We start from the raw sequence: 7,398 nt of genomic DNA, 5'->3' as shown, positions 1-7,398 counted from the left end.
TCCTGCGCTCGACTTGCATGTATTAGGCACGCCGCCAGCGTTCGTCCTGAGCCAGGATCAAACTCTCCAAAGAATTTGATATAGCTCTTTAAAAATGACGAAGCTTGCGCTTCATTCAAAAATTGTAAAACATTTTTGCCTCATCGTTCAGTTTTCAAAGTTCGTCAGTTAAAATGGTGGGCCTAAGTGGACTCGAACCACCGACCTCACGCTTATCAGGCGTGCGCTCTAACCGGCTGAGCTATAGGCCCATAATAAAAATGGTGCACCCTGAGAGATTCGAACTCCCGGCCTTTAGATTCGTAGTCTAACGCTCTATCCAGCTGAGCTAAGGGTGCATATTGGTGCGGTCGAGAGGACTTGAACCTCCACGGTGTTAACCACCACTAGGCCCTCAACCTAGCGCGTCTACCGATTCCGCCACGACCGCAGCGTATTAAGGTGTTGCGAGGGATAAAAATGGTGAGTCATGCAGGGCTCGAACCTGCGACCCTCTGATTAAAAGTCAGATGCTCTACCAACTGAGCTAATGACTCAAATATAAGCTGGGCCGGAAGGGATCGAACCTTCGCATGTCGGAATCAAAATCCGATGCCTTACCACTTGGCTACGGCCCAACGTAAATGGCGGTCTTGACGGGATTTGAACCCGCGATCTCCTGCGTGACAGGCAGGCATGTTAACCCCTACACCACAAGACCGTTATACGTGCTTAAATTTGAAATGGTGGAGGATGACGGGATCGAACCGCCGACCCCCTGCTTGTAAGGCAGGTGCTCTCCCAGCTGAGCTAATCCTCCGTATGATGATGACCCGTACGGGATTCGAACCCGTGTTACCGCCGTGAAAGGGCGGTGTCTTAACCGCTTGACCAACGGGCCAGATGTATGTGTTTTCTAAAAATAAGTGGCGGAGACGGAGGGATTCGAACCCTCGCACCGGTTTCCCAGCCTACTCCCTTAGCAGGGGAGCCCCTTATAGCCTCTTGGGTACGTCTCCAAAATAAAATGGCTCCGCAAGTAGGATTTGAACCTACGACCTACCGGTTAACAGCCGGTTGCTCTACCACTGAGCTATTGCGGAACGTTGCTTGAATTTATCGAAGTAACGATTTAAATTGTAACCGCAAACCAGAAACCTGTCAATCACTTTTTTAGAAAAGCTTTAATATTCCATGCCGTCTCTCGGCGACTTCTATAAGATAGCACGGGCAGAAAAGACCGTCAACACTTTTTCGTAAAAAAATCGAGCAAAATGAAAAACATTTCGCTCGATGCTAGTTCTCTCTTATTTAATTGCGTGGCTCAAGCATCGTGAGACTGATTCGTCCACGATTGGCGTCCACTTGTTCGATCCATACGGTGACGATGTCACCGACCGCGACAACGTCGAGCGGATGCTTAACGTAGCGATTCGACAACTTCGAAATGTGGACGAGTCCGTCTTGCTTCACCCCGATATCGATGAACGCCCCGAAGTCGATCACGTTTCGCACTGTTCCTTGGAACTCCATACCGACCTGGAGATCTTCCAAGTTCATAACGTCTGTCCGAAGTAACGGCTTCTGAATGTCTTCGCGTGGATCACGTCCTGGTTTCGCGAGCGACTTCAAGATATCTTCAACCGTCGGCAATCCGGCATCTAGCTTCTCACTCAGCACTTTGGCGTCAACCGTCTTCAATCGATCTCGCAGTTCAGCCGTACCGACCGCTTGCTTCGAAACACCGAGTTCCTTCAATAGAGAGAGCGTCAACTTATAGCTCTCCGGATGAATCTCCGTTTGATCGAGTACATCGCTTCCGTTCGTGATCCGTAAAAAGCCGGCTGCTTGCTCATAGGCCTTCGCTCCAAGACGAGGCACTTTCTTGATTTCTTTCCGCGTATCAAAGCGCCCGAACTCATCCCGATACGCGACAATATTTTTAGCCGTCGTCTTGTTCAATCCAGATACATATGTGAGCAGCGATTCCGAGGCTCGGTTCACATCCACACCGACCATGTTGACGACACTCTCGACGACAAACTCGAGCGACCCCTTCAGCTTGTTTTGACTGACGTCGTGTTGATACTGTCCAACCCCCACCGATTGCGGGTCGACTTTAACGAGTTCGGCCATCGCGTCTTGGATACGTCGGGCGATCGAGACAGCCGAGCGTTCTTCTACTTTCAATTCCGGGAACTCAGACCGTGCAATCTCTGACGCCGAATAGACACTCGCCCCCGCCTCATTAACAATGGCGTAAGCAATCTCGCGTTCAGCTTTCTTCAGCCAGTTCGATACGAATTGCTCCGTTTCACGGGATGCGGTCCCATTCCCGATGACGATGACCGAAATCGGATAACGTTTCACGAGCGACGCTAACACTTTTTCCGATCCCGCGACATCGTGTTTCGGTGCCGTCGGATAGAAGACACCGACTTCTTCGACTTTCCCGATTTCATTGACGACGGCCCATTTACATCCTGTGCGATAGGCCGGGTCAATCCCGAGGACGACGACCTCACGAAGCGGCGGTTGCATGTAGAGTTGCTTCAAGTTTTTCGAGAACACGTCGATCGCCTGTTCTTCGGCCGTCTCAGTCAATTCGCTACGAATCTCACGTTCGATGGCCGGAAATACCGACTTCTTGAACGCGTCCTTCACGGCGAGCGTGACGAGTTCGCGTTTCTCTGTCGGCAAACGGTCAAACTTGCCGAGCGCTTGTCGCATGAAGCCGGCTTCGTCGAAGACAATCTTCACTTGCAACACGTCCGTGCGCTCTCCCCGGTTCAAAGCGAGAATCCGGTGCGGGACGATTCCTGCGATTTTTTCTTCATATTCATAATACTGGGCGAACACTTCTTTCTCATCTTCCGCTTGTTTTTTCTTCTGCGAACGAAGGAGCGCCTCTTTCCGGACTCGTGTTCGAAGTGATTGTCGAAGCGTCGCCACTTCGCCCCACTCCTCCCCAATGATTGATTGGACGAACGGAAGTGCTTCTTCAAGCGAAAGATCACCCGCTAACGACTGCGCTTCTTTCAGCGAATAGGGTGTCGGTTGACGATACCAGTCAGCGAGGGCTTGTAGTCCTTTCTCCCGCCCTTGTTCGGCTTTCGTCCGTCGCTTCGGACGATAAGGGAGATAAATGTCATCGACTTGTTGCAGGCTCGTCGCCGCTTCAAGCGCCCGTGTCAATTCCGGCGTCGCCTTCTCGAGTTCTTCAAGTTTGGCGAGGACGTCCGTCTTACGCTTGTGCAAACTCTCTTCATATTGTAAGGCGTCGAGAATCGCTTTGATTTCGACTTCATCGAGATTACCGGTCATTTCTTTACGGTACCGGGCCATGAACGGAATCGTCGCTCCGTCCGCGGCAAGTTGTTGCACCGTTTCGACTTGACTCGTCTTCAACTTCAACTCTTTTGCGACTTTCGTAATCAATCGAATCACTTCCTTTTCTCTTCTCTCTCTAGAAGTGTAGCAAACTCACGCCTAGACGACAAAAAACGATGACCATTTAGTCATCGTTTGAAAATACTTCGTTGAGCGGGACTTTGATGGCCTCACGTAACTTCTCAAGCGCGCGTCGCTGCAAGCGCGATACGTGCATCTGCGAAATCCCGAGGAGTTCACCCGTCTCTTTTTGGCTCATGTTTTTATAATAAGCACATTCTAAAATCGCCTGTTCCCGTTCATTCAACACGCTGAACGCTTTTTCAAGGATGAGGCGCTGGTCAACCGATTCGTAACCACGTTCTTGGCTCCCGACGAGGTCGAGGAGCGTGACGGTCGAACCTTCGTTGTCCGCTTCGATTGAGCTGTCGACGGAAAGGGCTTGGTAGCTCTTACCCATCTCGAGCGTTTCGAGAATCTCTTCATCTGAAACACCGAGGTGATCAGCAATCTCATCGATGCGCGGTGAACGTTGCAACTCGGTCGTCAATTCTTCGACCGTCTTCTTGATTTTCGGTCCAAGCTCTTTAATCCGGCGCGGAACGTGGACGCTCCACGTCTTGTCACGGATGAAACGCTTGATTTCACCGATAATCGTCGGAACGGCAAACGACTCGAAACTACGACCGAACTCAGGGTCGAAACGACGAAGGGCAGCGAGAAGTCCGATCATCCCGACTTGAACGAGGTCATCGTGGATAGCCCGGCCGCGTGAAAACTTTCGTGCAAGTGCCTCAACGAGGTCCGAGTATCGGTTAATGAGGAGCATCTGGACTTCTTCATTTTGATCGTCCTGTTGATAACGCTCAATCCACTCTAATACTTCATCATCACTGTGATGGCGTTGTTGAGATTTTGCTGGCACTCTGATCCACCTCGTCCCTGTTAAGGAGTTTCGTCATCGTCACCTTGACACCATTGTCCTTGTTGATCGAGACGTCATCCATTAAGGCTTCAATGAGGAAAAGACCGAGTCCTCCTTCGTGAAGCGATTCGATTTCAGTCGTCTCTTCGACTGGCGCCGCTTGGCGTTTCACGTCGTCGGCAAACGTTTTGCCCGAGTCCTCAATCGTCATCTCGAGACGATCTTGATGGACGCCACACGTGAGTTTCACTTCACCTTCTTGGTCTTCATAAGCATGTTGAACAGCATTGCCACAGGCTTCCGAGACCGCGATTTTAATATCTTCGATCTCGTCGTACGTATATCCCATACGGTTAGCGATTCCTGAGACGACTAAACGGACCACACCGACATACTCCGGTTTGGCCGGGAACGTCATCACCGTCTGTTCGATGTTACTCATTGCGTGCCACCTCTTACGTTTGTATTGATCGAAAGCAACTTGTGCAGTCCTGTCAATTCAAAGAGACGATTGACGCGGTCGGTGACGCCGACGAGCGACAACTCTTTCTCATTACGTTTGGCTATTTTAAGGGCACCGACAAATACGCCGAGACCAGTTGAATCCATATAATCCACTTCATCTAAATGAACGGTAACATCTTGTTCCGTGATAGCCGGGTGCAAGACTTCCTTCAATTTTGGTGCGGTATATGTATCCACTTCTCCGGATACGTAAAGGTGTAATTGTTCTCCAATGACTTGCTCGCGAATCGCTAAATCCATCGTATATTCCCTCCTAATGTGCGTACAGAAAAATTGAGTACGATTAAACTAAATTCCCGTTTCACAGAATTCTAAACTATTTTTTAAAGATTTTTTTGAAAAAAAACCGATACCCATGTATCGGTTTCTTTATATGTAAGCTAGAGAGGGATTAATCCCAGACTAATCTCTAGCGCTCGGTCAACTTTGTGCATCGTCTCATCATCAAGATGAGTGACTTTATCCGTCAGACGACGCTTATCAATCGTTCGAATCTGTTCAAGTAAAATCACGGAATCTCGTTCGAGACCATGTTTGACTTGATATACCTCTACATGAGTCGGCAGTTTTGCTTTCTGGATCTGAGCCGTAATCGCAGCGACAATGACGGTCGGGCTAAAGCGATTGCCGATATCGTTTTGAATGACGAGAACCGGACGAACTCCACCTTGCTCTGAACCGACTACGGGCGACAGATTCGCATAAAACACGTCACCACGCTTTACGATCACTCCGCTCACACCCCGCTTACTTGACGTAAGAGAGCATGTTCGGCTTCCGTCTCAATCATCAGCATCTCTTCTGCCATATTCAAATTAAACGCGGCCATCTCTTGATAGCCTCTCGCCAATTCTTCGCGCAGTGTTTGTTGTCGATCAGCAATTTCTTTGGACAAGTACGTCACTACATCGTTCAATGACAATGATTCACGGTCTTTCATCGAAATCGGACCCCCATGCTGCGAGAACCGATCTGGAACGGACGCTAAAGCACCCGCAGTTCGCTGTTTTAACATCTTACACCTCCAGAATCGTTTCAATGACTGGCGGAAATATTCCCGCGTTCTTTACCAATATAACACGCGAGTTTGGGAAAATATAGAGAATTCCCGAAAGAATTCAGATAATTTCACACGTTTTCCGCTTTACACATAACGTCGCGGGAGGCGATTCGTTAATTGACAGACGACCTCATAGTTGATTGTCTCGAGATGCGTGGCCAGTTCGTCAATCGCGACTGGTCCGCCGATGAGCGTGACCACAGTTCCGACCGGCAGCTCTTTAGGAAGCCTCACCATGAAGCGATCCATGCAGACACGACCGATAATGGGGCAGCGCTCTCCATTGACGTCTACTTCGAAGCCGCTCGCTTTACGAATCCAGCCGTCGGCATATCCGACCGGCACGGTCCCGATCCACTCGTCCCCTGCCGTCGTGTATGTCGCCCCGTAGCTGATCGTCTGTCCAGCTTCGAGTTGCTTCACTTGCATGAGCTTGCTCTTCAACGTGAAAACCGGACGTAAAAATGAATAGAAGGAAGCCATTTCAGCTGACGGGTAGAGCCCATAAATCGCAATTCCGACCCGCACCACGTTGTACGGTACGTCTTGTCCGACCATGCGGATCGCTCCGGCCGAGTTTGACGTATGAATGTAGCGGAATCGCGAGTGGAGTCCATCCATCAACTGACCAAATCGCTCCTGCTGCTCATAGTAAAGCTCACTGTCCGGCTCATCCGCTGTCGCAAAGTGCGTATAGATCCCTTCGACGATAAAACGGTTATCTGCCGCTTCTAAAAGGGCATCAAGTTCGGCGCGGGTCCGCAGACCGAGGCGCCCCATTCCGGTGTCGACTTTCACATGAACGGTGAGTGGACGGTCAGAAAGATGTGTGCGCGCCTCACGCAACCAGTCGGCCGAAAAGACGGACAACGTCACATCGTGTTCGGCTGCGACGCCCGCATATTCTGGGAACTGGGCCTCCATGACGAGAATCGGCGCTTTAATCCCGGCCTCTCGGAGCTCGATGGCTTCCTCGAGTAAGGCCACGCCGAGCATCGTCGCTCCGTTATCAAGCGCAATCTTTGCCACTTCGACGGCACCATGCCCGTAAGCGTTCGCTTTGACGACGGCCATGAGCGCTTGCGGGATCCGTTTTTTGATTTCGATTACGTTATGTTTGATCGCCGCCCGATCGATTTCAATCCAACTTGGACGAAACATCGTGATCCCCCTCTTCAATGATGACTTGTGCCACGGCATATTGCTCGCTGTGGCTGATACTCATATGAATCCGGCCTGAGTACGGCGCCGTCATATACGGCCGTCCGGTCTCATCCGGTAAAATTTCGATTTGTTGCCACGACAGGCCCCGAGCAATCCCGGTCCCGACCGCTTTGGCATACGCTTCTTTCGCCGCAAATCGTCCGGCGACGAATTCGATGCGCCGTTGTTCTGGATAGGCGTCCGCAAGCGCCCGCTCGGCTTCGGTCAACAGACGTGCGACGAAACGGTCATTTTTGAGCGAGTGAGCAATCCGCTCGAGCTCGACGATATCGATTCCGATTCCCACAATCACAGG

8 protein-coding genes, 10 tRNA genes and 1 rRNA gene are annotated in these 7,398 nt (G+C 50.7%); all 19 read right to left on the bottom strand.

The window, feature by feature from the left end; translation table 11 throughout:
* Positions 1–73: ribosomal RNA gene (locus tag KNP06_RS07310) — 16S ribosomal RNA — on the bottom strand; the annotation flags it as partial.
* A 101-nt stretch (positions 74–174) separates the two neighbouring features.
* A tRNA-Ile gene (locus KNP06_RS07305) sits at positions 175–251 on the bottom strand.
* 10 nt (positions 252–261) lie between these two features.
* A tRNA-Arg gene (locus KNP06_RS07300) sits at positions 262–338 on the bottom strand.
* Between the two features lie 4 nt (positions 339–342).
* A tRNA-Leu gene (locus tag KNP06_RS07295) sits at positions 343–430 on the bottom strand.
* 30 nt (positions 431–460) lie between these two features.
* A tRNA-Lys gene (locus tag KNP06_RS07290) sits at positions 461–536 on the bottom strand.
* Between the two features lie 9 nt (positions 537–545).
* Positions 546–617 (bottom strand) — tRNA-Gln (locus tag KNP06_RS07285).
* A 7-nt stretch (positions 618–624) separates the two neighbouring features.
* Positions 625–700, bottom strand: a tRNA-Asp gene (locus tag KNP06_RS07280).
* A 23-nt stretch (positions 701–723) separates the two neighbouring features.
* Positions 724–799 (bottom strand) — tRNA-Val (locus tag KNP06_RS07275).
* A 9-nt stretch (positions 800–808) separates the two neighbouring features.
* Positions 809–880 (bottom strand) — tRNA-Glu (locus KNP06_RS07270).
* Positions 881–906: 26 nt separating this feature from the next.
* Positions 907–998 (bottom strand) — tRNA-Ser (locus KNP06_RS07265).
* 9 nt (positions 999–1,007) lie between these two features.
* Positions 1,008–1,082, bottom strand: a tRNA-Asn gene (locus KNP06_RS07260).
* 208 nt (positions 1,083–1,290) lie between these two features.
* A complete protein-coding gene (locus KNP06_RS07255) occupies positions 1,291–3,426 on the bottom strand; it encodes a Tex family protein (RefSeq protein WP_483299232.1) in 2,136 nt (711 codons plus the stop codon).
* 67 nt (positions 3,427–3,493) lie between these two features.
* The gene (gene sigB, locus KNP06_RS07250) at positions 3,494–4,294 is read right to left on the bottom strand and encodes an RNA polymerase sigma factor SigB (RefSeq protein WP_021068185.1); all 801 of its coding nucleotides are present in this window, start codon (positions 4,292–4,294) and stop codon (positions 3,494–3,496) included.
* Positions 4,260–4,736, bottom strand: a complete 477-nt coding sequence (gene rsbW, locus KNP06_RS07245) for an anti-sigma B factor RsbW (RefSeq protein WP_214788393.1) — start codon at positions 4,734–4,736, stop codon at positions 4,260–4,262. The genes sigB and rsbW overlap by 35 nt, the downstream gene beginning before the upstream one ends.
* Positions 4,733–5,059: an STAS domain-containing protein gene (locus KNP06_RS07240; RefSeq protein ID WP_021068183.1), complete on the bottom strand. Its 327-nt coding sequence runs from the start codon at positions 5,057–5,059 to the stop codon at positions 4,733–4,735. The genes rsbW and KNP06_RS07240 overlap by 4 nt, the downstream gene beginning before the upstream one ends.
* A gap of 140 nt (positions 5,060–5,199) precedes the next feature.
* Complete coding sequence (locus KNP06_RS07235; RefSeq protein ID WP_029596222.1) at positions 5,200–5,550, bottom strand: type II toxin-antitoxin system PemK/MazF family toxin; 351 nt, start codon at positions 5,548–5,550, stop codon at positions 5,200–5,202.
* Positions 5,551–5,555: 5 nt separating this feature from the next.
* Positions 5,556–5,834 carry a hypothetical protein gene (locus KNP06_RS07230; RefSeq protein ID WP_034780874.1) on the bottom strand — a complete coding sequence of 93 codons (279 nt, stop codon included), beginning with the start codon at positions 5,832–5,834 and terminating at the stop codon, positions 5,556–5,558.
* A gap of 129 nt (positions 5,835–5,963) precedes the next feature.
* Entirely contained in the window at positions 5,964–7,040 is a 1,077-nt protein-coding gene (gene alr, locus KNP06_RS07225) for an alanine racemase (RefSeq protein ID WP_214788391.1), read from the bottom strand.
* Entirely contained in the window at positions 7,018–7,395 is a 378-nt protein-coding gene (gene acpS / locus KNP06_RS07220; RefSeq protein ID WP_214709353.1) for a holo-ACP synthase, read from the bottom strand. Before acpS ends, alr begins: the two co-directional genes overlap by 23 nt.
* Positions 7,396–7,398: the final 3 nt, after the last annotated feature.

This window comes from Exiguobacterium sp. s21 (assembly GCF_018617975.1).
GTDB lineage: Bacteria > Bacillota > Bacilli > Exiguobacteriales > Exiguobacteriaceae > Exiguobacterium > Exiguobacterium mexicanum_A.
The sequence above is the reverse complement of the archived record's forward strand: the minus strand, read 5'-3'. Positions and strand labels throughout refer to the sequence as shown.